The sequence below is a fragment of the Streptomyces sp. NPDC008086 genome, from assembly GCF_042957325.1.
In the GTDB taxonomy this organism is placed as follows: domain Bacteria; phylum Actinomycetota; class Actinomycetes; order Streptomycetales; family Streptomycetaceae; genus Streptomyces.
In genome coordinates this window covers 63,225-90,164 of record NZ_JBIBIA010000020.1, presented here as the reverse complement: position 1 = coordinate 90,164, position 26,940 = coordinate 63,225, and the positions used below count along the sequence as shown (strand labels likewise).

Here is a 26,940-nt window from a genome sequence, read left to right as displayed (position 1 = left end):
GGGTTACTGCGGGGGGTTGCCGTGCTTACGGGACGGCAGGTCGGCGTGCTTGGTCTGGAGCATCGCCAGGGACCTGGCAAGCACCTCGCGGGTCTCGGCGGGGTCGATCACGTCGTCCACCAGGCCGCGCTCGGCCGCGTAGTAGGGGTGCATGAGCTCGGACTTGTACTCCTTGACCATGCGGGCCCGCATGGCCTCGGGGTCCTCGGCCTCGGCGATCTGCCGGCGGAAGATGACGCCCGCGGCACCCTCCGCGCCCATCACGGCGATCTCGTTCGTCGGCCAGGCGAAGGTGAGGTCGGCACCGATGGACTGGCTGTCCATGACGATGTACGCACCGCCGTACGCCTTGCGCAGGATCAGCGAGATCCTCGGCACGGTCGCGTTGCAGTAGGCGTACAGGAGCTTCGCGCCGTGCCGGATGATCCCGCCGTGCTCCTGGTCGACACCGGGGAGGAACCCGGGGACGTCCAGGAAGGTGACGATCGGGATGTTAAAAGCGTCACACATCTGGACAAAGCGCGCAGCTTTTTCCGAAGCCTCGATGTCCAGGACGCCCGCGAGGACCTGCGGCTGGTTGGCGACGATGCCGACGACCTGGCCGTCGATCCGGGCGAGCGCGCAGATGATGTTCCGCGCCCAGCGCTCGTGGACCTCCAGGTACTCGCCGTCGTCGACGATCTCCTCGATGACCTTGGCCATGTCGTACGGACGGTTGCCGTCCGCCGGGACCAGGTCGAGCAGGGCGTCCGAGCGGCGGTCGGCGGCGTCGGCGGCCTCCACCCGGGGCGGGTTCTCGCGGTTGTTCTGCGGGAGGAGCGACAGGAGGTAGCGGACCTCGGCGATGCACGTCTCCTCGTCGTCGTACGCGAAGTGGCAGACGCCGGAGGTCTCGGCGTGCACGTCCGCGCCGCCGAGGCCGTTCTGGGTGATCTCCTCGCCCGTCACGGCCTTGACCACGTCGGGGCCGGTGATGAACATCTGGGACGTCTCACGGACCATGAACACGAAGTCCGTCAGGGCCGGGCTGTACGCCGCGCCGCCCGCGCACGGGCCGAGCATCACGCTGATCTGCGGGATGACGCCGGACGCCTTGGTGTTGCGCTGGAAGATGCCGCCGTAGCCGGCGAGCGCCGAGACGCCCTCCTGGATACGGGCGCCCGCGCCGTCGTTCAGGGAGACCAGCGGGGCACCGGCCGCGATGGCCATGTCCATGATCTTGTGGATCTTCGTGGCGTGGGCCTCGCCCAGCGCGCCGCCGAAGATCCGGAAGTCGTGGGCGTAGACGAAGACCGTGCGGCCCTCCACCGTGCCCCAGCCGGTGATGACACCGTCGGTGTACGGCTTCTTGGTCTCCAGGCCGAAGCCCTGGGCCCGGTGCCGGCGCAGCTGCTCGACCTCCTGGAAGGAGCCCGGGTCCAGGAGCAGCTCGATGCGCTCCCGGGCGGTCAGCTTGCCCTTGGCGTGCTGCGCCGTGGTCGCCTTCTCGCTCGGGCCGGCCAGCGCCTGCGCACGGATCTCGTGCAGCTCGGCGGTCCGCCCGCGGGCGTCGATCGGCTCACCCGGTGCCTCATCCAAAACGGTCATGTAGCGACCTTACGAAGGACACCAAGGAAAGCGAGCCGTTGACTCCGTACAGTCCTCGGACCCTTTTCCTGGTACCCCTGAACAGAACCATCGGGGCATGCAGCCTTTCCGACTGCTCAGAGGGCGTCCGCGTTGTGGAGGTCGAACAAAGGCGTCAGCCGAGAAGCACCTCACATCGATGGGTGGCACATACCATCCCCGGAGTGACACGGAGGCGCAGTCGGCGGCCCGTGGCGAGGATCTCGACCGTGTCGTCCTCGCGCAGGACGCCGCGTACGGGGTGGTCCCAGGTGATCTCCAGCGGCTCGCCCGTGCGCGGCGGCTCGCTGACGCAGAGCGTAGCGGTACGGCCCCGGTGGCGGAGCAGCACACTCGCCCCGGCGGACGCGGTGAGCGGGCCGGCCGCGCCCGGCTGCCAGAAGTTGGCGGCCGTGAGGCCCAGGGAGGGGACGCGCACCGCCTGGCGGGTGCGGTCGTTGGCCAGGACCGACATCCAGCGCCGGCCCTGCGCGGCCCGGACGGCGACCTCTCGGCGGCCGGCGCCGGGCATGAGCAGGTAGACGTAGGTGGCGTCGGCCGGGTCGGTGCCGTGGTCCAGCCAGAGAGTCTGCCAGCGCCGGGTGCGGGCCTCCGGGGTGCTGGTGGTGTCAATGTCGGCCCAGGCGCCGGTGCGGTCCTCGCGAAGGGTGCGCAGATCGCCGTACGGCACCACCCAGCCGCCGTGGCCCGCCAGGTGCGCCCAGCCCGCGCCGCGTACGAGGGCCTGGGTGCCGCCCTCCCCCAGGTTCCGGTTGTCGACGACGGTCTCGACGGGGACGCCGTCGGCGCAGCGGATCCCGGCGCCGAGGCAGATCACGGCGTCGTCGGCGCAGAACCACGACTTGCGGGCTTCGAGCGTCGATCCGAGGCCCTTCAGGTGCTGTCCGATCGCCGCGTACTCGCCGTCGGTCGTGCCGCCGACCCAGCGCACGTCGGGTTTGGGCTCGCCCCATTCGCCGCCGGCCTTGTCGGGGAGGCGGAGCGTGGAGACGGTCGTGCCGGGGAGGCGGTACCAGTCGACGGTCGGCCAGTACCAGTCCGTGTACTGATCACCGAGGCCGTCGGCCCACCAGGAGAGCATTCCGGCGCCGGTGTGCCAGCCGCGCGGGTTCTCGCCGTTGCCGCACTCGTAGTGGGCGATGCGGTCGCTGGCCATGGCGAGGTTCGCGACGAAGCGCGGGCGGCGGTGGACGGCTCGGTCCATGGCGGCGAAGAGGTGGTGGCCGGTCGGTTCGGGGGCGGCCGGGAGCGGTGACTCGGCGACGGCGTGCAGGCGGGCGAGGTCGGCCACGCCGAACTGAGGGGACGTCAGGATCGGGGTGACCGTGTCCCGTTGGATCCATCCCTTGACACGGCCGTACCAGCGTTCGCGTTCCGCCGCGCTCGCGCCGCCCGCGAGCAGGGCGATGGCGGCGATGACGCCCTGGCCGTGGAAGTGGTCGCTGCGCAGGACGTGGCGGTCGTCGCTCTTGAGGTAACCCCGGCTGATGGCGCGGCCGTTGACGCTGTCCATCATCAACCCGTCGTGGATGAGCGGGGCGTAGGCGTGCTCGACGCTGTCGAGGATGATCTGCCGGGCGGGGTCGGTCACCGCCCAGTCGGACCCGGCGAGCAGGGCGAAGAGGCGGCCGAGGCCGTCGAGGAGGACCTGGCCGTAGGTGCCGGAGTAGGCGACCCAGGTGTGCTGGACGAAGGAGCCGTCGGCGTAGAGGCCGTCGCCCTTGGTGACGTACGGGAAGACCGGGGAGAGCGCGTCGCGGGCGAGCGCGATCTTCGCGGGGGCGCGGCCGAGGATGCCGCGCAGGGCGACGCTGCGGCAGAGGTCGACGCGGTTGGCGCCGGTGGAGGTGCCGGAGTAGTCGGTGAGCATCGCGTCGGGGACGAAGTGGTCGACGGCCGCGCAGGCGGCGGCGATCTGGGCCTCGGTGAGGTGTTCGTACAGGGCGGCCGTGATGTCCATCAGCAGGCGCGGGCTGCCGATCTGCCATTCCCACCAGTTCCCGTAGCGGGTGGTGCCGGGGTGGTAGACCGTGGCGGAGAGGTGGTCCAGGCCGCGGAGGATGTCGGCGAGCAGGGCGGGGTCGGCGGTGGAGCCGGTGCCCTGCCGGACGTAGGCCTGGGTCATCGTCCACAGGCGGCCGTAGCTCTGGGTGATGCCGGCGGGCGGGTCGTAGGGGTGGCCGGGCCAGAGGGAGGTGGGGGTGGGGGCCATGGTGGTCCGGAAGCCGCGGGCGAGGGTGCCGGTCTCGGCGAGACGGGTGGCGTACGGCTCGGCGGCGGGGTCGTAGCCGCGGCCGAGGGCGATGTCGAGCCAGCGGAGGCGGAGGGTGTCGTAGGCGTCGGCCGGGGCCGCGGGGGCGGTGGTGGCGGTGGTGGCCAGGAGCGCCGCCGCGAGGAGGACGGCTCGGCGGGTGGGTCTCGTGAGCGCGGTGCGCTGAGAGGTCATGCCTTGGGCATCTACCACCTCTCCGTAATCACGCCAACACTTTGCGGATGATGTTGAATCCTGAACGGAATAGGTCTACGGTCGGTCGCGTTGATGTAGTTAAAGATTCAACATCACCGATTCTTCCGAAGGAGCACGCCATGACGAACACCGACCTGACCGCGCTGACCGGCGACTACACGGTCGACACCGCCCACTCCGCGATCGGCTTCACCGTCCGCCACGCCATGGTCACCAACGTCAAGGGCAAGTTCCTCGACTTCAGCGGCTCGCTGCACCTGGACGGCGGCGACCCGTCCGCGTCCACGGCGTCCATCGACGTCAAGATGGACAGCATCGACACCGGCTCCGCCGACCGGGACGGCCACCTGAAGAGCGCGGACTTCTTCAAGATCGACGAGTTCCCGACGATGACCTTCCGCTCGACCTCGGCCGAGGCCCTCGGCGACGACGACTACCGCATCACCGGCGACCTGACGATCCTCGGCACCACCAAGCCGCTCACCATCGACCTCGAGTTCAACGGCGCCGCGAAGGACCCCTTCGGCAACGAGCGCGTCGGCTTCGAGGGCAAGGCGGAGATCAAGCGCTCCGAGTGGGGCCTGACCTGGAACGCGGCCCTGGAGACGGGCGGCGTGCTGATCTCCGACAAGATCAAGCTGAACTTCGACATCTCGGCGATCCGGAACGCGTGACCTTCGCGCACAGGAGGCGCCGGTGAGCGAGTGACTCACCGGCGCTTATCCAACTCCCGTAGAATCGCTGCGACTTGAGCGTTCCGGCTGCGCGGGGCCCGGGCCTGGAGCAGGCCGAGCATGACCTGGTAGCGGTCCGTGCGGCCCAGCCGCGCGAAGACCTCCTTGGCCGCGGGATGCTCCTCCAGGGCCGCGGTCAGCTCGTCCGGGACCCGCGCGTTGCTCTGCGACTCGTACGCCGCCTCCCAACGCCCGTCGGCCTTGGCGGCGCCCACCTCGGCGAGGCCCGCGGGGTGCATACGGCCCTCGGCGGTCAGTTCCGCCACCCGCCGCACATTGACCATCGACCAGAGACTGCCGGGCCGGCGCGGGGTGATCCGCTGGGCGTAGTACGACGCGTCGATCCCCTTGCGCTGTCCGGTGATCCAGCCGTGGCACAGGGCCAGGTCGTTGATCTCGGCCGCGCTGACGGAGGGCACGCCGGAGCCCTTCTTGGCGACCTTGATCCAGAGGCCGGGGTGCGGGGCGGGATGTTCGGTCAGCCAGGCGTCGAGGGCGGGGGCGGACTCGAAGGCGAGAGGGTCCATGCGAGCACGGTAGGCGGGAAAGAGGTCGGATTCCGTCCTATAGGGCCGTCCCGTAGGGCTCGAGGAGAGCTTCGGCCTGTTCGCGGGCGTGCGCCAAGGGGTCCGGGAAGATCTTCAGGCCGTGGGCGACGAGGGCTCCCTCGTGCAGGAGCATGAGCGTACGGCCCAGGCGGTCCGCGTCGAGCCCGCCCTTCGGCGCATCCGAGGCGATGTCCTGGGCGAGGCCCGTGAACAGGGCCAGCATCCACCCCTTCTGGCCCGTGATGACCGGGTGGGCGGGGTGGGCGGGGTCGCTGATCTCGGCATGCGCGTTGACCATGCTGCACCCCTTGGAGGCCTGCTCCGACGACCAGGCCCGTGAGGCGTCGAACACGGCCAGGACGCGGCCCCGGGGCGTCGCATGCGCCGCGTCGAGGTGGTCGTCGACGTACTGCGCGAGGAAGGCCCGCCAGCGTTCGTCGCGGCCCGCCAGGTACTCCACGACGATCTGCTCCTTGGAGCCGAAGCGGTCGTAGAGCGTCTTCTTGGTGACCCCCGCCTCCGCCGCGATGAGGTCCACTCCGACGGCATGGATGCCGCGCTCGTAGAACAGCCGCTCCGCGGCCTCCAGGACGCGCCGCGCGGCGGGCGTCATCGCGACGCGCCGCGGCTGCTCCGCGCCGCCCGTTCTACTGCTCACGCCACTGCTCATGCTCGAAAGTATACCGATCTGTATAGTGGGAACCCGGAGCCAGGTATACCGATCTGTCTAGTGGGTGGGTGGTCCCCGTGGTCCCGGCGAACGCTCTGCTGTCGATCGCCTTCGTCCTCTGCTGGAGTTCCGGGTTCATCGGGGCCAAGCTCGGCGCGGGAAGCGCGGCGGCCGTCACGGTCCTGATGTGGCGGTTCCTGCCGCTCGCCGCCGTCCTGGTCGTCGTCGCCGCCACGGTGGGGCGCGCGTCCTGGCGGGGTCTGACGGCGCGGGACGCCGGACGACAGGCCGCGATCGGGGTGCTGTCGCAGAGCGGCTATCTGCTCACCGTGTACTACGCCATCCAGCTCGGGGTCTCCAGCGGCACCACGGCCCTGATCGACGGGGTCCAGCCGCTCGTGGCCGGCGCGCTGGCGGGGCCGCTGCTGCGGCAGTACGTCTCACCTCGACAGTGGCTGGGGCTGTGCCTGGGGGTGAGCGGGGTCGCCCTCGTCACGCTGGCCGACGCCGCGGCCACGAGCGGGGTCGCCCCGTGGGCCTATCTCGTGCCGTTCCTCGGCATGCTGTCGCTGGTGGCGGCCACCTTCCTGGAGAGCCGCTCCCCCGCGCCGGTCGCACCCGGGGTGGCGATGACCGTCCACTGCGCCACCAGCGCCGTGCTGTTCACCGCGCTCGCCGTGGGCACGGGAGCGGCCGCGCCGCCCGCCGAGGCCGGCTTCTGGGTCGCGATCAGCTGGCTCGTCGTACTGTCCACCTTCGGCGGGTACGGGCTGTACTGGATCATCCTGCGCCGCTCCGGAGTCACCGAGGTCAACGCCCTGATGTTCCTGATGGCTCCGGTCACGGCGGTCTGGGGCGCGCTCATGTTCGGCGAGCCGTTCGGCGTGCAGACGGCGCTGGGGCTGGGCATCGGGCTGGCCGCGGTGGTGATCGTGCAGCGCGAGCGCGGCGGGCGCGGAGGCGGGGGTGAGCGCGGGGGCGGGACGTCTCGCGTTCCTGCCCTACGGCGCCACCGGGAGGCGAAGGCCTGCGGCTCCCGTCCCTAGACAGGGCCCGAACCCCGTGCGACCGGTGTCCTGAAGCTGCCTGGCCGGATTTGGGCCCTTGTCCGGAGGCTCACAGGATCCACAATGGCCAGCAACCGAATTTGACCGGCGCATGCCATACGTAGGGGCTTCCGTCACCTCGCTCCCCCAGAGGCCCTGCATGTCATGCCCCTGACATCTCAGCGCTCCTCCACGTTCGCATGTCCAACCCCCCACGGAAGGCATCACGTTGAAGAAGCTCCTCACCGCGCTCAAGAGATGCGCGGCCCTCGCCGCCGCCGCTCTCGCGATCGTCAGCCTTCAGCCCGTCTCGGCCGCGCACGCCGCGGACTCGCGTGTCGTCGGCGGAACCCGTGCCACGCAGGGCGAGTTCCCGTTCATGGTCCGGCTCTCCATGGGCTGTGGCGGCGCGCTCTACACCCAGCAGATCGTGCTCACCGCCGCACACTGTGTGGGCTCGACCGGCCGCAACACCAGCATCACCGCCACCGCGGGCGTCGTGGACCTCCAGTCCACCAGCGGCCGGGTCCAGGTCCGCTCCACGTACGTGTACCGGGCCCCCGGCTACAACGGCGACGGCAAGGACTGGGCGCTCATCAAGCTCGCCCAGCCGATCAACCTGCCGACGCTGAAGATCGCCACCACGACGCAGTACAACACCGGCACCTTCACCGTCGCCGGCTGGGGCGCGGCCACCGAGGGCGGCGGCCAGCAGCGGTACATGCTGAAGGCCAACGTGCCGTTCGTCAGCGACGCCCAGTGCCGTTCCTACAGCGGCTACAGCGGCCTCATCGCGAGCGAGGAGATCTGCGCCGGCCTGCCGTCCGGCGGCGTGGACACCTGCCAGGGTGACTCCGGCGGCCCGATGTTCCGCCGGGACGCCGGCAACGCCTGGATCCAGGTCGGCATCGTCAGCTGGGGCATAGGCTGCGCCCGGCCGAACGCGCCCGGCGTCTACACCGAGGTCTCGACGTTCGCCTCCGCCATCGCGTCGGCCGCGTCCTCTCTGTGACCTGATCGCCCTCGCGCAACCGCGGGCCCGGTGTCTGAGGACGCCGGGCCCGCTCCGGTGTGCTGTGCTCCGGTACCCCGCGTCCGACGCGGGGCTCAGAAGCCCCCACCGTCGAAGCCTCCGCCTCCGAAGTCGCCTCCTCCGCCGAAGTCACCTCCGCCCCCGAAGTCCCCGGCGTCGAAGTCCGCCCCGGACACGTCGCCGCCCTCGTAGCCGCCGTCGCCATAGCCGTAGCCCGCGCCATAGTCGGCCGCGTAGGCGGGGCCCGCCATCATGCTGCCCAGCATCGTGCCGATGAGGAGGCCGGGCAGGATGCCGCCGCCGAAGTAGCCGCCCGCCCAGGGGCCGTAGGCCGGGCCGGCGTCCCAGTACGGTCGGCGGCCGTACTCCGTGTCGACCTCGCGGATCACGGGGTCGCGGCCCTCGGCCAGCCGGGTGCGGTCGGCCGCGCAGACCGGGACCTCGCGGGGGCTGCCGCCGGGCGGCGTCCAGGTCTCGTCGGCCACCGCGGTGCCGTGCCGGGGGTCGAAGAAGCACGGCGGGCGGCGCTCGGGAAGGGTCCGGCCCTCCCGGCGGGCGGCGAGCTGGGCGAGGGAGAAGCGGCCGTCCGCCAGAGCCTGGGTGACGGCCTTGACGTCCTCCGGTCTGCGCGCCGCGTCCATGAGCCGTTTCGCCTGGTCGTAGGCGTCCAGGGCGTGCTCGTAGTCCTCGCGCATCGCGTCGTCGGCCTCGGGCGCGCCCGGCTGGAAGTCCAGGCGATCCAGTTCCTCGCCGAAGGCGGTGATGTCCTCGTCGACCACGACCCGCAGCTTCTCCAGCGCCGCCTGCCGCTGCTCCTCGCGGCGCCGCCGGTTGCGCTTCACCAGTGCGTAGGCGCCCGCGCCGCCCGCCACCAGCACCGCGCCGGCCGCGATCAGCCCGCTGACGTCCACGCCGGAGCCGCCTTGGCCGTCGCTCCAGCTCGCGGGTGCCGTGCCGCCCACGTTGCGCAGCGCCGCGTCGACGAAGTCGTTCAGCTGGGCTTTGGGGTCGCCGGCGCTCTGCACCGAGGTGACCAGGTTGTCCACCGCCTGCCGGGACAGCACGGAGGCGTCGGCGGCGGCGTCGAAGCGATCGTCGACGCGGACGCCGTACAGGCCCGTGACACCGGTCTCCGTACGGAGGTTCAGCAGGAGGTTCTCGGTCGGCTGGTCGGCCGGGAGGACGGCGACGAAGACGGGCTTGTCGGCATCCTTGATCTTGTCGGCGAGCGCTTCGGCGTCGGCCGACGACAGTTGGTCGGAGGCGGCGGGGTCCACATAGACGGGTTCCTCGCGCAGCGCCTCGGCGACCTTCGAGAGGTCCGTGGCCGCATGTGCGCCGGGCGCGCCGGCCGTGAGCACCGCGACTGTCGCGGCGACCGGCACGATCAGCAGACGCATGAGACCCCGGGAGAGCGGAGTCCTCATACTTCGACGCTACCTGATGCACCGCGAAAAGGCGGCGGCCACGGTGACCGAGATCCTCTGGTCACCGGGGCCGGCTCAGACGTACGGCTCGCCGATGCCCAGCAGGTTGCCCTCGCTGTCGTGGAACCAGGCGGCCCGTTCGCCCCTGAAGCCCTTGGTCGGGTAGTGGCCCTCGATGTCGGCGATGCCGTTCGTGGTGTGGAAGCCGGGCACGTCGACCTCCTCGAACCGCACCCCGCGCCGCCTGAGTTCCGCCACCACCGCCTCGACGTCCTCGACCTGCCAGCCCATCTGGGTGAACGTGCCCGGGGAGGCTCCGGTCGATCGGTACACGGCGAACTCCGTGCCGCCGCAGCGGTACAGCAGCCCGCCCGGGCGTTCGTCGGCCGGTTCCAGGCCCAGTTTCTCGGAGTAGAAGCGCCGGGCCCGCTCCAGATCCTGGGCGGGCAGGCGGGTCGCCACCTGCCCGCGGGCGAGGAAGTGCCGGGCGTCCGTGTCCTTGTCGTCCATGGCTCCACTGTGCCGTGGACGACCGGCCCGGAGGCGGCGGCGGGTCCGTTCGGCCTACGCGTGCCTACTCGGCCGGCTCGACGCCGGCCCGCAGCAGCCCGTAGGCGTACGCGTCCTCCAGGGCCTGCCAAGAAGCGGCGATCACGTTCTCCGCGACGCCGACCGTCGACCACTCCCCCGAACCGTCCGACGTCGAGATCAGGACCCGGGTCGTGGACTGGGTGCCGTGGACGCCCTCCAGGATGCGGACCTTGTAGTCGACGAGGTCGAGCTTGGCCAGCTGGGGGTAGATCTTCTCGAGGGCGACGCGCAGGGCGCGGTCGAGGGCGTTGACCGGGCCGTTGCCCTCGGCGGTGGCGACGATGCGCTCGCCCTTGGCGAAGAGCTTGACGGTGGCCTCGTTGGCGTGGCTGCCGTCGGGGCGGTCCTCGACGATGGCGCGCCAGGACTCGACGTCGAAGTACTTGAGGGGCCTGCCCTCCACCTCCGCCCGCAGCAGCAACTCGAAGCTCGCGTCGGCCGCCTCGTAGGTGTAGCCCTTGAGTTCGCGTTCCTTGACGCGCTCGACGACCCGGCCGACCAGTTCGCGGTCGCCGCCCAGGTCGACGCCGAGTTCCTTGCCCTTGAGCTCGACGGAGGCGCGGCCGGCCATGTCGGAGACCAGCATGCGCATGGTGTTGCCGACCAGCTCGGGGTCGATGTGCTGGTAAAGGTCCGGGTCGACCTTGATCGCGGAGGCGTGCAGGCCGGCCTTGTGGGCGAAGGCCGATACGCCGACGTAGGGCTGGTGGGTGGAGGGGGTGAGGTTGACGACCTCGGCGATGGCGTGGGAGATCCGCGTCATCTCGCGGAGGTGGCCGTCGGGGAGGACCTTCTTGCCGTACTTCAGCTCCAGGGCCGCGACGACCGGGAAGAGGTTGGCGTTGCCGACGCGCTCGCCGTAGCCGTTGGCCGTGCACTGGACGTGGGTCGCGCCCGCGTCGACGGCGGCGAGGGTGTTGGCGACCGCGCAGCCGGTGTCGTCCTGGGCGTGGATGCCGAGGCGGGCGCCGGTGTCCGCGAGGACGGTCGCCACGACCGCCTGGACCTGGGCGGGGAGCATGCCGCCGTTGGTGTCGCAGAGGATGACGACGTCCGCGCCGGCCTGTGACGCCGTGCGGACCACCGATTTCGCGTACTCGGGGTTGGCGCGGTAGCCGTCGAAGAAGTGCTCGCAGTCGACGAAGACCCGGCGGCCCTGGGAGCGCAGGTGGGCGACCGTGTCCTCGATCATGGCCAGGTTCTCGTCGAGGGTGGTGCGCAGGGCCAGTTCGACATGCCGGTCGTGGGACTTCGCGACCAGGGTGATCACCGGGGCGCCGGAGTCCAGGAGTGCCTTGACCTGGGGGTCTTCGCAGGCCTTGGCGCCTGCGCGCCGGGTGGCGCCGAAGGCGACCAGCTGGGCGTGCCGGAAGTCGATCTCCTGCTGGGCGCGCGCGAAGAACTCGGTGTCCCTCGGGTTGGCACCGGGCCAGCCGCCCTCGATGAAGCCCACGCCGAACTCGTCCAGGTGCCGGGCGATGGCCAGCTTGTCCGCGACGGTGAGGTTGATGCCCTCCCGCTGCGCGCCGTCGCGCAGGGTGGTGTCGAACACGTGGAACGAATCGTCGAGCTCGCTGGTTGCGGTCATGGTGTCAAGGCTCCTGCTGTTGGATCCCGTCGGATCACGGTCGTTACCGGAATGACCGGCTCCACCGTCCCCAATGATCCCTCGCGCTTTACTCCCGGCTGAAGGTGGGCCAGAAAAGCGAAAAACCCCTCGCGGGTGCGAGAGGTCTGCGCGCGGGTCGAGGACGACGGTGTCCGCCCGTACCTGGTCGTACGTGGCGGTCACTGCGGACCGGCGCGCCTGCTGCCAATAATCATGGCGAACGAGAGCACGGGGGCAGTCTGGCACACACCGCCCCCGGGCTCACCGTCCGTCTCAGGATGCGAGCACTGCGTTGATCACCGCCGGCGGTGGACGAATCCGTCGTAGTGCCCGTTGGTGTCGTCCGGGACCAGCTGGGCGGAGCGGCTGCCGAAGCTGATCCGTCCGCCGATGCCCACCTCGTAGAGCGTGACGTACTCGTCGGTGACCGGTCCGCCGGTGACGGACGTGCTGATCAGACGGGTCGCTCCGGTGCGCAGGTCGCGGAGGTAGACGTTGTCCGGCCCGTACTGTCCGTCGGCCAGCCGCGGTTCCGCCTCGTAGGCCAGGTGACGGCCGTCCGGGCTGAGCCGCGGGTTGTCCGGCAGGCGTGCCCCGTCGGGGCCGGGGGCGATGCGGCGGGTCGCGTCGGCGCGCAGGTCCCGGACGTAGAGGTCGGTGCCGTCGCCGGGGGCGTCGTCCGGGAGCAGGTCGCCGCCGTCGTACTTGAACGCGACGGTCCTGCCGTCCGCCGAGAGGGAGACGGGCATCGCGTAGCGCCGGGCCGGGGTGCCGTCCGCCTTGACGTTGACCTGTTCCTCGGTGCCGGTGCGGCGGTCGAGCACCCAGGTGACGCCGTCCCCGCTGCGCGGCACCAGCTGGGTGTACGCCACATAGCGGCCGTCGGCGCTGATGTCCTCGAGGAGCGCGGGGTTGGTCGGGCGGTCGCCGTTGCTGATCCGCCGCGTGGTGCCGGTGCGCCGGTCGAGGACGTACACGGCGCCGAAGAGGTCGCGGGCGCCGGGCTCCATGCGGTCGGCCTTGGCGTTGAAGACGATGTGGCGGGCGTCCGCGGACATGTGGGCGCCGGCGGCGAAGGCCGAGCCGCCGTCGTGGGCCACGCTGATCCGCTCCGTCTTCCTGGTGCGGCGGTCGTGCAGGTAGACGTCCTCGGCCGCGTCGTTCGTGGGCGGCTGGTCCCAGTGGACCAGGTTGCGGGCGTTGGAGCGGAAGAGGACGTAGCGGCCGTCGGCGCTGATGGCGGCCAGCGTGGAAGGCTTGTCCGCCGGTGTGCCGTCCGACGCCACGCTGACCCGTTCCACCGTCCCCTTGCGCAGGTCGCGCACGAAGACGTCCGCCTGGCCGTTGGTGTCGCCCGGCACCAGGTTCGCCGCGTAGGCCGTGAAGGCGGCGAACCGGCCGTCCGCGCTGAACTGCGGGCCGTAGGAGTCGCCGTCGCCCTGTTCGCCCGTCGCCGAGAGCGTGATCCGCTCGGTGCCCCGCGGCGGTGCCGGTGCCGCCGCGGTGGCCGTCAGGGCGACCATCGCCCCGGCGAGGACGGCGACGGACATCCCGCGCATGGTTCTGAACACGTTTTCCCCCGTGGTTCGAAGTGGTTGCCGGCTGTTCCCGCTCACCGCGAGTGCCGTACGAAGACGTCGTACACGCCGTTGGTGTCACCGGGGACGACGTCGGTGTCCTGCGAGGAGTAGACGACCGAGCGGCCCCTGGCGGAGACCGAGCCGTCGACGGCGCTGCCGTGTCCGACGAGGACCTGGCGTGTGCCGTGGAGGTCGCGCAACCACAGGTTCGACTGCGCGTCCTGGACCAGGATCCGGCGCCCGTCGGGGCTGACGGCTCGCACGTCGACGCCGGGGAAGTGCTGGACACGGCCGGTGCGCAGGTCCCGTACGTACGAGCCGTCCGCCGAGTCCATCGCCAGGACGCGGCCGTCGGCGCTCAGTTGGATGACGGTCGAGAACGTGCCGTCGTCGGCCTCGGTCTGGGTTCCGGTGGTGCGGTCGGCCACCCACACGTCCCCGCTGCCCTCGTCCTCGTAGGCGACATAGCGGCCGTCGCCGCTGATCGACGCGTCGTCCATGTCCCGGCTCTCGTCGTCCTGCGGTCCGGCGCTGACGGTCTCGCGGGTGCCGGTGACCCGGTCGTAGAGGTCGATGCGGTTCGGGTACTGCGGGTGCCCGGACCAGGTGTGGACGACGTAGCGGCCGTCCGCGCTGATGTCCGGGGCGGACGCGCTGTCCCGGGCGTCGCCGCCGGCCCGGATCCGCGTGCCCGTGCTCAGGTCCGCCAGGAAGACGTTGATCTTGCGGGCGCCCCAGTCGGTGTAGGCCGCCCAACGGCCGCCGGCGCTGAGCCGGGGTGTGCTGAGCGCGGCCTCGATCTTGGTGACGTGGCCGGTTCTCAGATCGCGGATGTAGGAGTAGGTGCCCGGGTGGGTGATGCCCTCGGGCACGAGGTTGGTCGCCGAGGAACGGAACGACACGAAACGGCCGTTCGGCGTGGTGTAGGCGGCGCTGGAGGCACCGTCGCCCTGGGTGCCGTCGGCGGCGGTGCTGACCCGCTCGACGCGCGGTGCGGGGGGCGCGGCGGACACGGTCGTGCCGGTGAGCGCGAGCAGCAGTGCCGCCGCCAAGGAGCCTCCGGACACGCGCGCGGCTGTGGACATGGTCCCCCCTGTGGTCCCCGTGGACGCTTTTCCCCCGGCCCCCTTCTCTTCGGCTCGCTCGCTGCCGGGGGCTCCCACCGAAGGCAAACGCACCACGCGTGACAGGGTCAATCCGACGTATTGCGTACAACCCGGACGTGAGCTCAGGAGTCCGCGAGGAGGCTGTCGTCGAGGAACTCCCTTACGTGGCCGAGAACTTGTGCCCGGTCCGTGCCCCGCAGGCCGATCGCCACATGGATGGAGAACCCGTCGAGCAGCGCCCGCAGCCGGGCGGCGAAACGATCCGGGTCGACCGCCCGGAACTCCCCGCGCGACACGCCCTCCGCGACCAGCGCCACCAGGTCGCGGTGCCAGGCGCCCTCGATCGCGGCCTGCCGGTCGCGGGCGTCGTCGGCGGCGTTCTGCGAGCGGTTCCAGACCTCCAGCCACAGCGTCCAGTGCGGGTCGCGGTGGCCCTCGGGGACGTACAGGTCGACGTACGCCTCGACCCGTTCGCGGACCGTGGCGGACGCCCGCGTCAGCAGCCGGCCGCGCTCGGCGCCGAGCCGGCCCTCGCTCCACTCCAGGGTGCGCAGCAGCAACTCGTCCTTGGAGTGGAAGTAGTAGAGGAGATGGCCGCTGCTCATGCCGACCGCACGGCCGAGCGCGGCCATGGTCAGCTTCTCCAGCCCGCGCTCGGCGATCATCTCCATGGCGGCGGCGAGGACGTCCTCGCGGGGTGGGGCCGGGGTGCGGCGGCGGGCGGGCGTCACGCGGCGGCCTCCACGCGGACGGCGTCCGGGACGAGCCGGGTCTCGTAGCCGCTCGTGCGGTCGGCGCCTACGGCCACCTCGGCCCCGCAGCCGCAGACGTGGTTGACCCCGGCCGTGCCGTCCGGGCCGCAGCAGCCGATCAGACGGTACGGATCGGGGTGCGGGGTGAGGCCCACGGCGTCGTCCGGATGCAGGACGAAGGTGCCGCGCGGCCCGGCGGCGACCAGGAAGCCGCGCTCGTCGGACTTCCACATGCCACCGGGCACGATCCCGTCGTGATCCTCGTCGGGACCGATCGGCTCGAACGGCGCCCCGACCGGCAGCGGGTCCGGACCCGGCAGGCCGTCCCAGCCCGGGTACGCGGGCGTCTCGTCGAGCCGCCGGGCCGGCTCGGTCAGCCGTGTTCCGCGGGTGGCGCAGAGCAGTACGTTCACCCGTACGTTCTACCTGACCACGACCTTCGGCTGCTGCTGGGTTATGCAGTGGATGCCGCCCCCGCCCGCGAAGATCGTCCGCGCGTCGACGAGCGTCACCGTGCGCTCCGGGAACAGCCGGCGGAAGATGCCGGCCGCGATCTCGTCCCGCGGGTCGTCGAAGCCGCACAGGACGACGCCACCGTTGCAGAGGTAGTGGTTGATGTAGGAGTAGTCGGCCCAGTGGCCGTCGGCCTCCAGGACGGTGGGCGCCGGGACCTCGACGACCTCGAGGCTGCGGCCCCGCGCGTCGGTCTGCGCCCGCAGCAGCCCCACGACCTCCTTGGTCACCTCGTGGTCGGGGTGCGCGGGGTCCGGCTGCACATGGGCGACGACCACGCCGGGGCGGGCGAACGCGGCGACGATGTCGACATGGCCGAGGGTGCCGAATCCGTACGGCGGATAGTCGCCGGTCAGACCGCGTGGCAGCCAGATCGCCTTGCGGGTGCCGAGCATGCCGTGGATCTCGGCCTCGACCTCCTCCCGCGTCCAGTGCGGATTGCGCTCGGGGCCGAGCTGGACCGTCTCCGTCAGCAGCACTGTCCCCTCGCCGTCCACATGGATCGCACCGCCCTCGTTGACGAGAGTCGAGGCGTACGTCTTCGTCGAGCCCGCCAGGTCGGACACATACGCGGCGATCTTCGCGTCGTGCTCCCAGCGGGCCCAGTCCTGGGCGCCCCAGCCGTTGAACGTCCAGTCGACGGCGGCGAGTCGGCCCTTGCCGTCGGTCAGGAAGGTCGGACCGATGTCCCGCATCCAGGCGTCGTCGAGGTCCCGCTCGACCGTGTCGACACCGTCGCCGAGCAGCGCGCGGGCCTCGGCCGACTGCCCGGGCCCGCACACCACCGTCACCGGCTCGAAGCGGCGCACCGCACGGGCGACGGACGCCCAGGCCGCGCGGGCCTCGGCCAGGTCCCGTGGGTCCTCGAAGGTCGCGTTGGGGCCCGGCCAGGCCATCCAGGTGCGTTCGTGCGGGGCCCACTCGGCGGGCATGCGGAAGCCGTCGGCGGCTGCGGACATGAGTGATCCTTAGAGGAAGTAGAGGCGGTTGAGGGAGACGGACTCGGCCGGCTCGGAGCGCAGCGGCTCGCCGTCGAGGGTGACCAGACCGGTGCGCTGGTCGACGTCGACGGCTCCGGTACGGGAGTTCAGGCGCAGGTCGGCCGGTCCGATGCCCCGGGTGCCGCGGACGGCGACCCGCCTTCTGCGCGTGGGCATGGAGTCGCCCCCCTGGTCGACGGCGGCCTGCGCGACGAAGGCGACCGAGATGTCGGCGGGCGTGGCGCCGTACGCCCCGAACTGCGGGCCCAGGACGAGGGGTTCGCAGGTGTCGGTGGCGGCGTTCGGGTCACCCACCACGCCGTAGGCCGGGAAGCCGGATTTGAGCACCAGCTGCGGCTTGGCGCCGAAGTACTCCGGCCGCCACAGCACGATGTCGGCGAGCTTGCCGACCTCGATCGAGCCGACCTCGTGCGCGAGCCCGTGGGCGATGGCGGGGTTGATGGTCAGCTTGGCCATGTAGCGCAGGACGCGCTCGTTGTCGTGGTCGTCGTCCGGGGCGCCGAACTCGGCCTTCATCTTCCCGGCCATCGCGAAGGTGCGGCGGACCGTCTCGCCGGCCCGGCCCATGCCCTGCGCGTCCGACGAGGTGATGCCGATCGCGCCCAGGTCGTGCAGCACGTCCTCGGCGCCCATCGTCCCGGCGCGGATGCGGTCGCGGGCCATGGCGGCGTCGCCGGGCAGGTCGGTCTTGAGGTCGTGGACGGAGACGATCATGCCGTAGTGCTCGGCGACCGCGTCCCGGCCGAAGGGCAGGGTGGGGTTGGTGGAGGAGCCGATGACGTTCGGGACGCCGGCCATCTTCAGGACGTTCGGGACGTGTCCGCCGCCGCAGCCCTCGATGTGGAAGGCGTGGATGGTGCGGCCCTCCAGCACCCGCAGGGTGTCCTCGACGGACAGGCACTCGTTCAAACCGTCGCTGTGCAGGGCGACTTGGACGTCGTGTTCCTCGGCGACCCGAAGTGCCGTGTCCAGCGCGCGCGTATGGGCGCCCGTGTCCTCGTGCACCTTGAAGCCGGAGGCGCCGCCCTCGGCGAGGGCCTCGACCAGGGGCGCGGGTGACGACGACGAACCCCGGCCCAGGAAGCCGATGTTGACCGGCCAGGCGTCGAAGGCGTTGAAGGCGTGCCTGAGCGCCCACGGCGAGTTGACGCCGACGCCCCACACCGGCCCGAACTCCTGCCCGATGATCGTGGTCACGCCGGACGCCAGCGAGGCCTCCATGACGCGCGGCGACAGCAGGTGCACATGGGTGTCGACGGCTCCGGCGGTGGCGACGAGCCCCTCGCCGGACACGATGGACGTGCCCGTGCCGACGACGACGTCGACCCCGTCCAGGGTGTCGGGGTTCCCGGCCCGTCCGATCGAGCAGATCCGGCCCTCCCGGATCCCGATGGAGACCTTCCGGATGCCGAGGGCCGCGTCGATCACGACGACGTTGCTGATGACGACGTCACAGGTCTCCCGGACGGCTGCGGCCTTGAGGTGCAGTCCGTCCCGGGCGGTCTTGCCGAACCCGGCGAGGAACTCGTCGCCGTACTTCTGGGAGTCCGACTCGACGCGGACGGTCAGCCCGGAGTCGCCGAGGCGTATGCGGTCGCCGGCGCGGGGGCCGTGGGTGGCGGCGTACTCGTGCGGGGTGAGGCGGCGGGCCTCGGCCGGGTGGCCTCCGGGGCGGCTCATCGCTCGACCTCCTGCTTCTGATCCGGTGTTTCCATGACGCCGAGGTAGCCGCAGGCGGCGGCCCGGCGCAGTGCCTCCTCGCGGGCGCCGGGTGCGTCCAGCGCCCCGTCGACGAGCCCCGCGAACCCGATGGCGATCCGCTCGCCCCCGATCGGCACGAGCCCGACCTCGGCGCGCTCCCCCGGGCCGAACCGCTCCGAGGACCCGGCGGGCACGGCGAGCCGCATGCCGTAGGCCGCCGCACGGTCGAAGTCGAGCCGCGGGTTGGCCTCGAAGAAGTGGAAGTGGGAGGTCACGGAGACGGGCACGGTGGCGGTGTTGGTGACCGTCAGCCGGACGACCGGCTCCGGGTCGGTGTGTTCGGGCCCCGGCAGCAGCGCGCCCGGAGCCTGCGCTCCCAGCCCGGCCCCGAGGGGATCGGACACGACCGCGAGTCGCGAGCCGTCGTCGAAGACGGCCTCGACATGGACCTCGGTGACGACGTCCGCGACACCCGGCAGCACGTCGTCGGGGCCGAGCACGGACCGGGCGCGCTCGACGGCCTCCGCCAGCCGGGCCCCGTCGCGGGCGGCCTCGCACACGGTGTCCGCGATCAGCGCGGTCGCCTCCGGCACGTTCAGCCTGAGCCCGCGGGCCCTGCGAGCCCGGGCCAGTTCGGCGGCTCCGAAAAGCAGCAGCCGGTCACGTTCCGTGGGGGTGAGTCTCATGACGCGGGCACCTCCTTGCCTCTCCCGCATTAGAGCACCACTCTAAACACGAAATCCAGTGCAACGAAGTGTTGACTCGACACCATCGATTCCCGATATTGAACGTCGCTCTAACTCTGGCGGCCGATCGAAGGAGCCCAGCCATGCCGATGGAACAGCGCGGAGTCGACACCATCCCCGACGAGGAACGCACCAGCGGTCCCCGGGACCTCGTCTCGATCCTGCTGGGATCGAACCTCTGCCTCGGAGTGATCGTCTTCGGCTGGCTGCCACCGTCGTTCGGCCTGGACTGGTGGGCGTCGGTGAGCTCGATCGTGGTCGGCACGGTGGCCGGCACGGCCCTGACCGCCCCGCTCGCGCTGATCTCCCTGCGCACGGCGACGAACCTGTCCACGTCCTCCGGCGCCCAGTTCGGTGTGCGCGGCCGCCTGGTCGGCTCGGTCGTCGGCCTCCTGCTCGCCCTCGGCTACACGGCCCTGACCGTGTGGATCGGCGGCGACGTGATGGTCGGCGTACTGGGCCGGCTCTTCGGGCTGCCGGCGAGCGGGGTGTCGTACGGCGTGGTCTACGGGCTGCTGGCGGCGGCGACCGTCGCGGGCGCGGTGTACGGCTACCGGGTGCTGCTCGCCCTGTCCCGCGTCCTCGCGATCGGCATGACGGCCCTGCTCGTCCTCGGCGTCGTCGCCTACGCCCCGCACTTCACGACCGCCGCGCTGCCCGAGGCGGGCGGCTATCTGCTGGGCGGGTTCTGGCCGACGTGGCTGCTGGCGACGGTGGCCGCGGGCCTGTCCGGACCGATCGCCTTCATCACCCTGCTCGGCGACTACACCCGCTACATCTCCCCGGCCCGCCACACCTCACGCCGCGTGCTGCACGCGACCTGGCTCGGCCTGCTCCTGGGCCTGCTGGTCCCCCAGTTGTTCGGCACCTTCACGGCGTACGCGGCCCGGGCGGCCCTCGACTACGCCGGACCGCTGGTGTCCGCCTCCCCCACCTGGTACCTGGTCCCGCTCCTGCTGGCCGCCTCGGCCGGCTCGGTCGGCAACGCCGGTCTGATGCTCTACTCCATGGGCCTCGACCTGGACGCCATCCTCCCGCGCGCCTCCCGTGCCCGGGCCACCTACTGCGTCGCCGTCATCGCCACCGCCTGCGTGTTCGTCGGCCACTACGCCTCCAGCGCCCAGGACGCCATGACGTCCTTCGTGCTGCTGCTGACGGCGATCGGCACCCCATGGGCGGTCATCACCCTGATCGGCTTCGCCCGCTGCCGGGGCGTGTACGACGCGGAGGCCCTCCAGGTCTTCAACCGCCGTGCGCGGGGCGGGATCTACTGGTTCCGCGGCGGCTGGAACATCCCGGCGACCGTGGCCTGGGCGATGGGCGCGACGGTCGGCCTGCTGGCCGTCTCCCTCCCGTCGTACGAGGGGCCGCTGCTGGGGCTGACGGGTGGGGTGGACTGCAGCTTCCTGTTGTCGGGGCTGGTGGGGGGTGTGGCGTACGTGCTGCTGACGGTCGGTGACTCCGCTCCGGTACGCGAAAGGGTCGCCGCCGACTCCGAGTCCGCGGCGACCCTGACGGTCAGGGCCGAGAGTTAACCCAGCTTGTGCATCCAGCCGTGCTTGTCCTCGGCCTTGCCCCTCTGGATGTCGAGCAGAGCCCGGCGCAGCTTCAGCGTGACCTCGCCGGGCTCGCCGTCGCCCTGCTGCCACTGCGCGCCCGTGCGCTTGACGGTGCCGACGGGGGTGATGACCGCGGCCGTGCCGCAGGCGAAGACCTCGGTGAGGGTGCCGTTCTCCGAGTCGCGCTGCCACTGGTCGACGGAGACGCGGCCCTCCTCGGCCTCGTAGCCGAGGTCACGGGCGACGGCGAGGAGGGAGTCGCGGGTGACGCCCTCCAGGATGGAGCCGGTGAGGGACGGGGTGACGATCCTGTCGCCGTACACGAAGTACAGGTTCATGCCGCCGAGTTCCTCGACCCACTTGCGCTCGACCGCGTCCAGGTAGCAGACCTGGGCGCAGCCCTCGGCGGCGGCCTCGGCCTGGGCGAGCAGGGACGCGGCGTAGTTGCCGCCGGTCTTGGCGTCGCCCATGCCGCCGGGCACGGCGCGCACATGGTCCTCGGAGACCCAGATGGAGACCGGCTTGACGCCGCCCGGGAAGTACGCGCCGGCCGGGGAGGCGATGACGATGAAGAGGTACTCGCTGGCGGGCTTGACCCCCAGGCCGACCTCGGTGGCGAACATGAACGGACGCAGGTAGAGGGACTCCTCACCGCCGTGCGCCGGAACCCACGCCTCGTCCTGGCTCACCAGCGCGTCGCAGGCCTCGATGAACGTCTCGACCGGCAGCTCCGGCATGCCGAGCCGGCGGGCGGAGGCCTGGAAGCGCTTGGCGTTCTTCTCCGGGCGGAAGGAGGCGACGGACCCGTCGGGCTGGCGGTAGGCCTTCAGACCCTCGAAGATCTCCTGCGCGTAGTGCAGGACCATGGTGGCCGGGTCGAGAGAGAGCGGAGCGTACGGCACGAGCTCGCCGTCGTGCCAGCCGCGGCCCTCGGTCCACTTGATCGTCACCATGTGGTCGGTGAAGTGGCGTCCGAACCCCGGGTTGGCCAGTATCGCCTCGCGCTCGGCGGCGGAGAGCGGGCTGGCGGAGGGCTTGAGCTCGATCGTGGGCGTCGTCATGAGTAGATGTCCTTCACCGGTTTTGATTGTGACGGGCCGCGCTCACGCCAGTACTGCCAGTGGCCAGTGCTAGGACGTCCGAGCATTCCCTCAATCCGCGGCTCCGCGTTCGATTATCGCAAGCGGCAGCCGTGGAAGAAATCGGCCTGATCGGCGTGATCCGGAGTGAATCGCGACCCAGGGGTTGATGGTGTCACCCGACGGCGGACATGGGGAAGCCGCCGGGCGCTTCGGTGACCCGGCGGCTTCGAAGGGTGTTCGAGTGGCGGCGGGGTCAGCCGGCTACTCGTACGGCCAGCGCGTCGCCGATCTCCGACGTCGAGCGGGCGGGCTTGCCGGTGCGCTCGGCGAGGTCGGCGGAGACCGCCTCGTCGATGCGGGCGGCCTCGGCGTCGTAGCCGAGGTGGCGCAGGAGCAGGGCGACGGACAGCACCGTGGCGGTGGGGTCGGCCTTGCCCTGACCGGCGATGTCGGGCGCGGAACCGTGGACCGGCTCGAACATCGAGGGGAACTCGCCGGAGGGGTTGATGTTCCCGCTCGCGGCGACGCCGATGCCGCCGGAGACGGCCGCGGCGAGGTCGGTGATGATGTCGCCGAAGAGGTTGTCGGTGACGATCACGTCGAAGCGACCGGGGTCGGTGACCAGGTATATGGTGGCCGCGTCGACATGGATGTAGTCGGTGGTGACCTCGGGGAACTCCTCGGCCACCTTGTTGAAGACGTTCGTCCACAGGTGCCCCGCGAAGGCCAGCACGTTGTTCTTGTGGACCAGCGTGAGCTTCTTGCGCGGGCGGGCCTGGGCGCGGGCGAAGGCGTCCCGGACGACGCGCTCGACGCCGAAGGCCGTGTTCACGGAGACCTCGGTGGCGACCTCGTGCTCGGTGCCCTTGCGGATGGTGCCGCCGTTGCCGGTGTACGGGCCCTCGGTGCCCTCGCGGACGACGATGAAGTCGATCTCGGGCTGGCCGGCGAGCGGGGTGGCGACGCCCGGGAGGAGCTTCGACGGACGCAGGTTGACGTGGTGGTCGAAGAGGAAGCGGAGCTTCAGCAGGAAGCCGCGCTCCAGGACACCGGACGGGACCGACGGGTCGCCGATGGCGCCGAGCAGAATGGCGTCGTGCTTCTTCAGGGCGTCGACGTCCGCGTCGGTGAGGGTCTCACCGGTGGCGTGGTAGCGCTTGGCGCCGAAGTCGTACTCCTTGGTCTCCAGCTTCACATCCTGCGGGAGGACGGCGGAGAGGACCTTGAGGCCTTCGGCCACGACTTCCTGCCCGATGCCGTCACCGGGGATCACTGCGAGATTGAGGCTGCGAGACATGTCGGCACCCTACTCCTCGTCCCATGGGATGACACGCGATGTCCGCGATACGGACAGCCGGACGGGGGAAGGCGCTTGCGCTACGGTCGCCGTTCACCCGTATGTGGGGCGGGTGTTGGCCTCCGCTGGGAAGTTCCCTTTCATGGACCTCCCCGACTTCGGCATCCCGCCCCGGCTCGCCCGCCGCATGACCATGGCGGAACAGCACGAGTACCTGCGCACGAAACTGACCCGGCGCCGCACGCTGGTCACCGCCGGCGCGGTGGCGGGCGGCCTGCTGACGGGCTGCTCGGGGTCGGGCACGGGCGCGTCCGGTACGCCGGCCTCCGCGTCCGCCCTCACGCGGGTGCCGGGCTCCGCCGTCGCCCCGTTCGGCCGGCATCTGGCCTTCGGCGCCGACCCCAGGTCCCAGATGCGGATCTCCTGGCAGGTGCCGGCCGCGGTGAAGAAGCCGTACATCCGCGTCGGTCTGCGCCCCGACGACCTGAGCCGCAGGATCGAGGCCGAGGTCCGTGATCTGCGTACGCCGGAACTGCGGGGCGTCCGCGCGGCGCTGGAGCAGTACTACCTGCACGCCGCGCTGGACGGCCTGCGGCCCGGCACGACGTACTACTACGGCGTGGGCCACGAGGGCTTCGACCCCGCCTCCCCGCGGAACCGTTCGACGATCGCCGAGTTCCGGACCGCGCCCGCGACGCCGGAGACCTTCATCTTCACGGCCTTCGGCGACCAGGGCGTCAGCGAGGCGGCCGCCACCAACGACAAGCTCCTGCTGGGCCAGAACCCGGCCTTCCACCTCCACGCCGGTGACATCTGCTACGCGAACGCCAAGGGCCTGGGCAAGGAGTCGGACGCCTACGACCCCGGCTTCTGGGACGGCTACCTCAGGCAGACCGAGTCGGTGGCCAGGTCGGTGCCGTGGATGGTGACGACCGGCAACCACGACATGGAGGCCTGGTACTCGCCGGACGGCTACGGCGGACAGCTGGCCCGCTGGTCCCTGCCGGAGAGCGGCTTCGATCCCCGGACAGCTCCGGGCGCGTACTCCTTCGTCTACGGCAACGTCGGTTTCGTGGCGCTGGACGCCAACGACGTGTCGTACGAGATCCCCGCCAACCGGGGGCACACGGACGGCCGTCAGACCAAGTGGCTCGACGCCCGGCTCGGTGAGCTGCGGGCGGCGAAGGACGTCGACTTCGTCGTCGTCTACTTCCACCACTGCGCGTACTCGACGTCCACGCACGCGTCCGACGGGGGTGTGCGGGCCGAGTGGGTGCCGTTGTTCGCCCGGCACCAGGTGGACCTGGTGATCAACGGGCACAACCACGTCTACGAGCGGACGGACGCCATCAAGAACGGCGAGGTCGGCAGGCAGGTCCCGATCGGCGCGTCCACGGACCCGGCCCGGGACGGCATCGTGTACGTCACCGCGGGCGGGGGCGGCAAGGAGCTGTACGGCTTCCCGACGGGCGTCGAGGAGAGCTACGAGGGCCAGGTGGCGGACCGGGAGTCGGTCGCCACCTTCAGGTGGACCAGGTCACGCGACACCAAGGCGGAGAACGTGGAGTGGTCCCGGGTGCGGTACCGGGGCTTCTCGTTCCTCTCGGTGGAGGCACGGAGCGGCCCGAAGCCCCGGCTGAAGGTGTCGGCGCTGGCGCAGAGCGGGGAGCGCATCGACTACTTCGAGGTACGGCGCCAGGCGCTCCGCTGAGGTCACGCCGCCTGGTGACCTGTGGCGCCCCCGTTGTCCCTGCGGTCGAGGGCGCGCTGGAGGGCGGCGGCGGCGTTCTTGCGGTCGGACTCGCTCGTGCGGGAGAGGTGACGGACTCGACGGCGGGCGGTCGTCTCGGCCATGGGAAATCGACTCCTTCGTCAATCGGGAGTGACACAAGGGGGTTACGAGACGCCGGATGGGGCGGGGAGCGGTGCCGCAGGGGTTGCCTGCACGGGGCCCGGCTCACGACCGCCATTCGCTTGATCGAGCGAGACGTTCGGCTTCTACAAAGCTAAGGGAGGACGGCGCGTCTGTCTCCACAATTACTCGGACTTCCTACTATCTGAGACGGTGGAGTGGGTCACACCTCACTGACCTGCGATTTTCTCCGTCACCCCCGTCAGAGCAGGTCGCCGTCCCGCCAGTCGAAGACCAGCTCGAACGCCGGGTCGAGCGGACCGGCGAGCGCGGGCCGCAGGAAGGTGCTGCCCTCCTCGTCCGGCAGCTGGACGACGCCCTCCGGCCCCAGCGCGCAGATCCGCCCGCCCCACACCTGCCAGCCCCGGGCGGCGTACAGCGCGGCCCCCTCGTCGCTCGCGGACAGCATCCCCGCGTCGTACGCCCGGTCGATCACCCGCTCCAGTTCCGCCATCACCCGGCCGCCGAGCCCGGTCCGGCGCGCGTCGGGGCGTACGGCGACCGCCTCGACGTACCCGACCCGCAGCCACCGCTCCCGGTGCCGCACCCGGCGCATGACCACCGATCCGTGCGCGACGAGCCGACCGGCGGCGTCGTGGACGAGCGCGTGCATGCCGCCGAGCCCGTGGTCCCAGTCCTCGTCGGAGAAGTCCCCGTCGAAGGCGTCGTCCAACAGGGCGCGGACGGCGCGCAGTTCGGCGGCCGTGAGGTCGGCGGTGTGCGCGGTGCGGGGCGTGGCGGGGGACGTGGGTGTGGTCATCCGTCCAGTATCCGCGCGGCGGCGGATCGCCCACTCGGCTGATCCTCCGCGCGGTACGGGACAGTCGGCGGCCGCGAGGGGAACGGTGAGGTCATGAACGACACGGCGAAAGTGTTCCTCGAGGGCGGCCCCGACGACCTGCCCGAGCGGATCGTCCCGACCCCGTCCCCCGGCCCGGACGTCAAGATCAAGCTCCGCGGCGGGTACGAGCACTTCCGGCCGACCTCGCGGCAGTCGGACACGCCCGAGGGCGCGCTGCCCGTGTACGAGTGGTGGGAGCGTACGGAGATCGCCGAGTAGGCCGACGGCCGGCCGCGCTCAGCTCAGCGCGGCCGCCACCGCCTCCCGGAAGCCCTTCGGGTCCTCGACCCACGGCAGGTGCCCGGCGCCGGGCAGGATCACCCGCGTCACGTTCGGCAGCGCCCGCTCCAGGGAGTCGACCGCCGAGCGCGGCCGGATGTCGCACGCGCCGTCGACGATGAGCACGGGCACGTCGAGGGCCCGGCAGGCCGCGTACAGCTCGGGGGTGTCCAGTCCGCGCCGGTTCTCCGCGTTCACGGCGGCGTTGCACTCGATGTTGATGCCCAGCCACGGGTCGGCCATCCGCTCGGCGTGCTCCCGCGCCCGCTCCCGGTCCTCGAACTCCGCGGACCACTGGAGCACCGCGCCTTCCCGGTCGCCCGGGGGCAACTCCCGCCAGCGGGCGAGGCGTTCGGGGTCCTCGCCCAGTTTCGCGAGGAGGTTCTGCTGGTAGGCGGGGCGCCACTCGGACGTCGGGCCGATGCCGGTTCCGGCCACGTACACCAGCAGGCTCACCCGCTCCGGATGGGCCAGTGTGTAGGCGAGTGCCAGCTGGGCGCCCCAGGAGTGTCCGAGCAGTGCGGTCCGCCGCGGCGCGAAGTGCCGTCGTACGGCGTCCAGATCGGCCACGAACCGGTCGGTCGTCCACGGACCCGCGCACCGCTCGGACCGTCCGCAGCCGCGCTGGTCCCAGCGCACCACCGTGGCCAGGTCACCGAGCATCGCGGCCACGTCCCCGAACATGTCCCACAGCCCTGGCCCGCCGTGGCACAGCACCAGTGGCTCGCCCCGGCCGGAAGCGCTCGCCCACAGCCGTACGCCGTCGTCCGTCGTCACCGTCATGACCGCATTGTCGCAACACGAAAGGGCCGGGTCCGCT

The 26,940-nt window shown here is 71.4% G+C and carries 25 protein-coding genes; 6 read left to right on the top strand and 19 right to left on the bottom strand.

Going from position 1 to position 26,940, the window contains the following annotated elements; translation table 11 throughout:
• Window positions 1-3: 3 nt before the first annotated feature.
• Window positions 4-1,587, bottom strand: a complete 1,584-nt coding sequence (locus tag ACFZBP_RS41420) for a carboxyl transferase domain-containing protein (protein ID WP_391421036.1) — start codon at window positions 1,585-1,587, stop codon at window positions 4-6.
• Between the two features lie 154 nt (window positions 1,588-1,741).
• A complete protein-coding gene (locus tag ACFZBP_RS41415) occupies window positions 1,742-4,072 on the bottom strand; it encodes a polysaccharide lyase family 8 super-sandwich domain-containing protein (protein WP_391421035.1) in 2,331 nt (776 codons plus the stop codon).
• Between the two features lie 140 nt (window positions 4,073-4,212).
• On the opposite strand from ACFZBP_RS41415, the gene ACFZBP_RS41410 reads away from it, so the two are divergent.
• Entirely contained in the window at window positions 4,213-4,767 is a 555-nt protein-coding gene (locus ACFZBP_RS41410) for a YceI family protein (protein ID WP_391421034.1), read from the top strand.
• A gap of 35 nt (window positions 4,768-4,802) precedes the next feature.
• Here the strand turns inward: ACFZBP_RS41410 and ACFZBP_RS41405 are convergent, their stop codons facing one another.
• Window positions 4,803-5,354 carry a YdeI/OmpD-associated family protein gene (locus ACFZBP_RS41405; RefSeq protein WP_391421033.1) on the bottom strand — a complete coding sequence of 184 codons (552 nt, stop codon included), beginning with the start codon at window positions 5,352-5,354 and terminating at the stop codon, window positions 4,803-4,805.
• Window positions 5,355-5,391: 37 nt separating this feature from the next.
• Window positions 5,392-5,988 carry a TetR family transcriptional regulator gene (locus tag ACFZBP_RS41400; protein WP_391421042.1) on the bottom strand — a complete coding sequence of 199 codons (597 nt, stop codon included), beginning with the start codon at window positions 5,986-5,988 and terminating at the stop codon, window positions 5,392-5,394.
• A gap of 134 nt (window positions 5,989-6,122) precedes the next feature.
• On the opposite strand from ACFZBP_RS41400, the gene ACFZBP_RS41395 reads away from it, so the two are divergent.
• Together ACFZBP_RS41395 and ACFZBP_RS41390 are read left to right on the top strand one after the other, a co-directional pair.
• Window positions 6,123-7,091 carry an EamA family transporter gene (locus tag ACFZBP_RS41395; RefSeq protein ID WP_391421041.1) on the top strand — a complete coding sequence of 323 codons (969 nt, stop codon included), beginning with the start codon at window positions 6,123-6,125 and terminating at the stop codon, window positions 7,089-7,091.
• Window positions 7,092-7,320: 229 nt separating this feature from the next.
• Window positions 7,321-8,103 carry a S1 family peptidase gene (locus tag ACFZBP_RS41390; protein WP_383454258.1) on the top strand — a complete coding sequence of 261 codons (783 nt, stop codon included), beginning with the start codon at window positions 7,321-7,323 and terminating at the stop codon, window positions 8,101-8,103.
• Window positions 8,104-8,198: 95 nt separating this feature from the next.
• Here the strand turns inward: ACFZBP_RS41390 and ACFZBP_RS41385 are convergent, their stop codons facing one another.
• The 10 genes from ACFZBP_RS41385 to ureA form a co-directional block, all read right to left on the bottom strand.
• Window positions 8,199-9,551, bottom strand: coding sequence for a hypothetical protein (locus ACFZBP_RS41385; RefSeq protein WP_391421032.1), 1,353 nt, complete (start codon window positions 9,549-9,551; stop codon window positions 8,199-8,201).
• Window positions 9,552-9,626: 75 nt separating this feature from the next.
• Window positions 9,627-10,061 carry a VOC family protein gene (locus ACFZBP_RS41380; protein WP_391421031.1) on the bottom strand — a complete coding sequence of 145 codons (435 nt, stop codon included), beginning with the start codon at window positions 10,059-10,061 and terminating at the stop codon, window positions 9,627-9,629.
• A gap of 64 nt (window positions 10,062-10,125) precedes the next feature.
• Complete coding sequence (gene cimA, locus ACFZBP_RS41375; RefSeq protein ID WP_391421030.1) at window positions 10,126-11,730, bottom strand: citramalate synthase; 1,605 nt, start codon at window positions 11,728-11,730, stop codon at window positions 10,126-10,128.
• Between the two features lie 317 nt (window positions 11,731-12,047).
• On the bottom strand, window positions 12,048-13,301 hold the full coding sequence (locus tag ACFZBP_RS41370; RefSeq protein ID WP_391421029.1) for a TolB family protein: 1,254 nt from the start codon (window positions 13,299-13,301) through the stop codon (window positions 12,048-12,050).
• Between the two features lie 62 nt (window positions 13,302-13,363).
• Window positions 13,364-14,416 (bottom strand): protein TolB, encoded by a 1,053-nt coding sequence (locus tag ACFZBP_RS41365; protein ID WP_391421028.1) that lies wholly within the window; start codon window positions 14,414-14,416, stop codon window positions 13,364-13,366.
• 143 nt (window positions 14,417-14,559) lie between these two features.
• Entirely contained in the window at window positions 14,560-15,108 is a 549-nt protein-coding gene (locus ACFZBP_RS41360) for a TetR family transcriptional regulator C-terminal domain-containing protein (RefSeq protein WP_391421040.1), read from the bottom strand.
• A gap of 56 nt (window positions 15,109-15,164) precedes the next feature.
• Window positions 15,165-15,602 (bottom strand): hypothetical protein, encoded by a 438-nt coding sequence (locus ACFZBP_RS41355; RefSeq protein ID WP_391421027.1) that lies wholly within the window; start codon window positions 15,600-15,602, stop codon window positions 15,165-15,167.
• A 9-nt stretch (window positions 15,603-15,611) separates the two neighbouring features.
• Window positions 15,612-16,661, bottom strand: a complete 1,050-nt coding sequence (locus ACFZBP_RS41350) for an agmatine deiminase family protein (protein WP_391421026.1) — start codon at window positions 16,659-16,661, stop codon at window positions 15,612-15,614.
• Window positions 16,662-16,670: 9 nt separating this feature from the next.
• Entirely contained in the window at window positions 16,671-18,383 is a 1,713-nt protein-coding gene (locus ACFZBP_RS41345; protein ID WP_391421025.1) for an urease subunit alpha, read from the bottom strand.
• Window positions 18,380-19,090, bottom strand: a complete 711-nt coding sequence (gene ureA, locus ACFZBP_RS41340; RefSeq protein ID WP_391421024.1) for an urease subunit gamma — start codon at window positions 19,088-19,090, stop codon at window positions 18,380-18,382. The genes ACFZBP_RS41345 and ureA overlap by 4 nt, the downstream gene beginning before the upstream one ends.
• 143 nt (window positions 19,091-19,233) lie before the next feature.
• On the opposite strand from ureA, the gene ACFZBP_RS41335 reads away from it, so the two are divergent.
• Window positions 19,234-20,685 (top strand): cytosine permease, encoded by a 1,452-nt coding sequence (locus tag ACFZBP_RS41335; RefSeq protein ID WP_383454281.1) that lies wholly within the window; start codon window positions 19,234-19,236, stop codon window positions 20,683-20,685.
• On the opposite strand, the gene ACFZBP_RS41330 is transcribed toward ACFZBP_RS41335, so the two are convergent.
• Entirely contained in the window at window positions 20,682-21,770 is a 1,089-nt protein-coding gene (locus ACFZBP_RS41330; protein WP_383454283.1) for a branched-chain amino acid aminotransferase, read from the bottom strand. The genes ACFZBP_RS41335 and ACFZBP_RS41330 overlap by 4 nt on opposite strands.
• Window positions 21,771-22,044: 274 nt before the next feature.
• The gene (locus tag ACFZBP_RS41325) at window positions 22,045-23,088 is read right to left on the bottom strand and encodes a 3-isopropylmalate dehydrogenase (RefSeq protein ID WP_383454286.1); all 1,044 of its coding nucleotides are present in this window, start codon (window positions 23,086-23,088) and stop codon (window positions 22,045-22,047) included.
• 142 nt (window positions 23,089-23,230) lie between these two features.
• Here ACFZBP_RS41325 and ACFZBP_RS41320 point away from each other — a divergent pair, with 142 nt between their 5' ends.
• Window positions 23,231-24,799, top strand: coding sequence for a fibronectin type III domain-containing protein (locus ACFZBP_RS41320; protein WP_391421023.1), 1,569 nt, complete (start codon window positions 23,231-23,233; stop codon window positions 24,797-24,799).
• Window positions 24,800-24,801: 2 nt separating this feature from the next.
• Here the strand turns inward: ACFZBP_RS41320 and ACFZBP_RS41315 are convergent, their stop codons facing one another.
• Both ACFZBP_RS41315 and ACFZBP_RS41310 read right to left on the bottom strand, forming a co-directional pair.
• Window positions 24,802-24,942: a hypothetical protein gene (locus tag ACFZBP_RS41315; protein WP_107083653.1), complete on the bottom strand. Its 141-nt coding sequence runs from the start codon at window positions 24,940-24,942 to the stop codon at window positions 24,802-24,804.
• A gap of 260 nt (window positions 24,943-25,202) precedes the next feature.
• A complete protein-coding gene (locus ACFZBP_RS41310; protein ID WP_383454294.1) occupies window positions 25,203-25,760 on the bottom strand; it encodes a GNAT family N-acetyltransferase in 558 nt (185 codons plus the stop codon).
• A 93-nt stretch (window positions 25,761-25,853) separates the two neighbouring features.
• On the opposite strand from ACFZBP_RS41310, the gene ACFZBP_RS41305 reads away from it, so the two are divergent.
• Window positions 25,854-26,060 carry a DUF5988 family protein gene (locus ACFZBP_RS41305; protein ID WP_217215044.1) on the top strand — a complete coding sequence of 69 codons (207 nt, stop codon included), beginning with the start codon at window positions 25,854-25,856 and terminating at the stop codon, window positions 26,058-26,060.
• A gap of 18 nt (window positions 26,061-26,078) precedes the next feature.
• Here the strand turns inward: ACFZBP_RS41305 and ACFZBP_RS41300 are convergent, their stop codons facing one another.
• The gene (locus ACFZBP_RS41300; RefSeq protein ID WP_391421022.1) at window positions 26,079-26,903 is read right to left on the bottom strand and encodes an alpha/beta fold hydrolase; all 825 of its coding nucleotides are present in this window, start codon (window positions 26,901-26,903) and stop codon (window positions 26,079-26,081) included.
• Window positions 26,904-26,940: the final 37 nt, after the last annotated feature.

Excerpts from the sequence above, each read along its gene's own strand:
- ACFZBP_RS41400 (WP_391421042.1), bottom strand. The coding sequence starts at position 5,988 with ATGACGCCCGCCGCGCGGCGCGTCCTGGAGGCCGCGGAGCGGCTGTTC.
- ACFZBP_RS41415 (WP_391421035.1), bottom strand. The coding sequence starts at position 4,072 with ATGACCTCTCAGCGCACCGCGCTCACGAGACCCACCCGCCGAGCCGTC.
- ACFZBP_RS41300 (WP_391421022.1), bottom strand. The coding sequence starts at position 26,903 with ATGACGGTGACGACGGACGACGGCGTACGGCTGTGGGCGAGCGCTTCC.
- ACFZBP_RS41385 (WP_391421032.1), bottom strand. The coding sequence starts at position 9,551 with ATGAGGACTCCGCTCTCCCGGGGTCTCATGCGTCTGCTGATCGTGCCG.
- ACFZBP_RS41350 (WP_391421026.1), bottom strand. The coding sequence starts at position 16,661 with ATGTCCGCAGCCGCCGACGGCTTCCGCATGCCCGCCGAGTGGGCCCCG.
- ACFZBP_RS41325 (WP_383454286.1), bottom strand. The coding sequence starts at position 23,088 with ATGTCTCGCAGCCTCAATCTCGCAGTGATCCCCGGTGACGGCATCGGG.
- ACFZBP_RS41310 (WP_383454294.1), bottom strand. The coding sequence starts at position 25,760 with ATGACCACACCCACGTCCCCCGCCACGCCCCGCACCGCGCACACCGCC.
- ACFZBP_RS41320 (WP_391421023.1), top strand. The coding sequence starts at position 23,231 with ATGGACCTCCCCGACTTCGGCATCCCGCCCCGGCTCGCCCGCCGCATG.
- ACFZBP_RS41405 (WP_391421033.1), bottom strand. The coding sequence starts at position 5,354 with ATGGACCCTCTCGCCTTCGAGTCCGCCCCCGCCCTCGACGCCTGGCTG.
- ACFZBP_RS41410 (WP_391421034.1), top strand. The coding sequence starts at position 4,213 with ATGACGAACACCGACCTGACCGCGCTGACCGGCGACTACACGGTCGAC.
- ureA (WP_391421024.1), bottom strand. The coding sequence starts at position 19,090 with ATGAGACTCACCCCCACGGAACGTGACCGGCTGCTGCTTTTCGGAGCC.
- ACFZBP_RS41305 (WP_217215044.1), top strand. The coding sequence starts at position 25,854 with ATGAACGACACGGCGAAAGTGTTCCTCGAGGGCGGCCCCGACGACCTG.
- ACFZBP_RS41370 (WP_391421029.1), bottom strand. The coding sequence starts at position 13,301 with ATGTCCGTCGCCGTCCTCGCCGGGGCGATGGTCGCCCTGACGGCCACC.
- cimA (WP_391421030.1), bottom strand. The coding sequence starts at position 11,730 with ATGACCGCAACCAGCGAGCTCGACGATTCGTTCCACGTGTTCGACACC.
- ACFZBP_RS41315 (WP_107083653.1), bottom strand. The coding sequence starts at position 24,942 with ATGGCCGAGACGACCGCCCGCCGTCGAGTCCGTCACCTCTCCCGCACG.
- ACFZBP_RS41420 (WP_391421036.1), bottom strand. The coding sequence starts at position 1,587 with ATGACCGTTTTGGATGAGGCACCGGGTGAGCCGATCGACGCCCGCGGG.
- ACFZBP_RS41380 (WP_391421031.1), bottom strand. The coding sequence starts at position 10,061 with ATGGACGACAAGGACACGGACGCCCGGCACTTCCTCGCCCGCGGGCAG.
- ACFZBP_RS41335 (WP_383454281.1), top strand. The coding sequence starts at position 19,234 with ATGCCGATGGAACAGCGCGGAGTCGACACCATCCCCGACGAGGAACGC.
- ACFZBP_RS41360 (WP_391421040.1), bottom strand. The coding sequence starts at position 15,108 with ATGGAGATGATCGCCGAGCGCGGGCTGGAGAAGCTGACCATGGCCGCG.
- ACFZBP_RS41330 (WP_383454283.1), bottom strand. The coding sequence starts at position 21,770 with ATGACGACGCCCACGATCGAGCTCAAGCCCTCCGCCAGCCCGCTCTCC.
- ACFZBP_RS41345 (WP_391421025.1), bottom strand. The coding sequence starts at position 18,383 with ATGAGCCGCCCCGGAGGCCACCCGGCCGAGGCCCGCCGCCTCACCCCG.
- ACFZBP_RS41365 (WP_391421028.1), bottom strand. The coding sequence starts at position 14,416 with ATGTCCACAGCCGCGCGCGTGTCCGGAGGCTCCTTGGCGGCGGCACTG.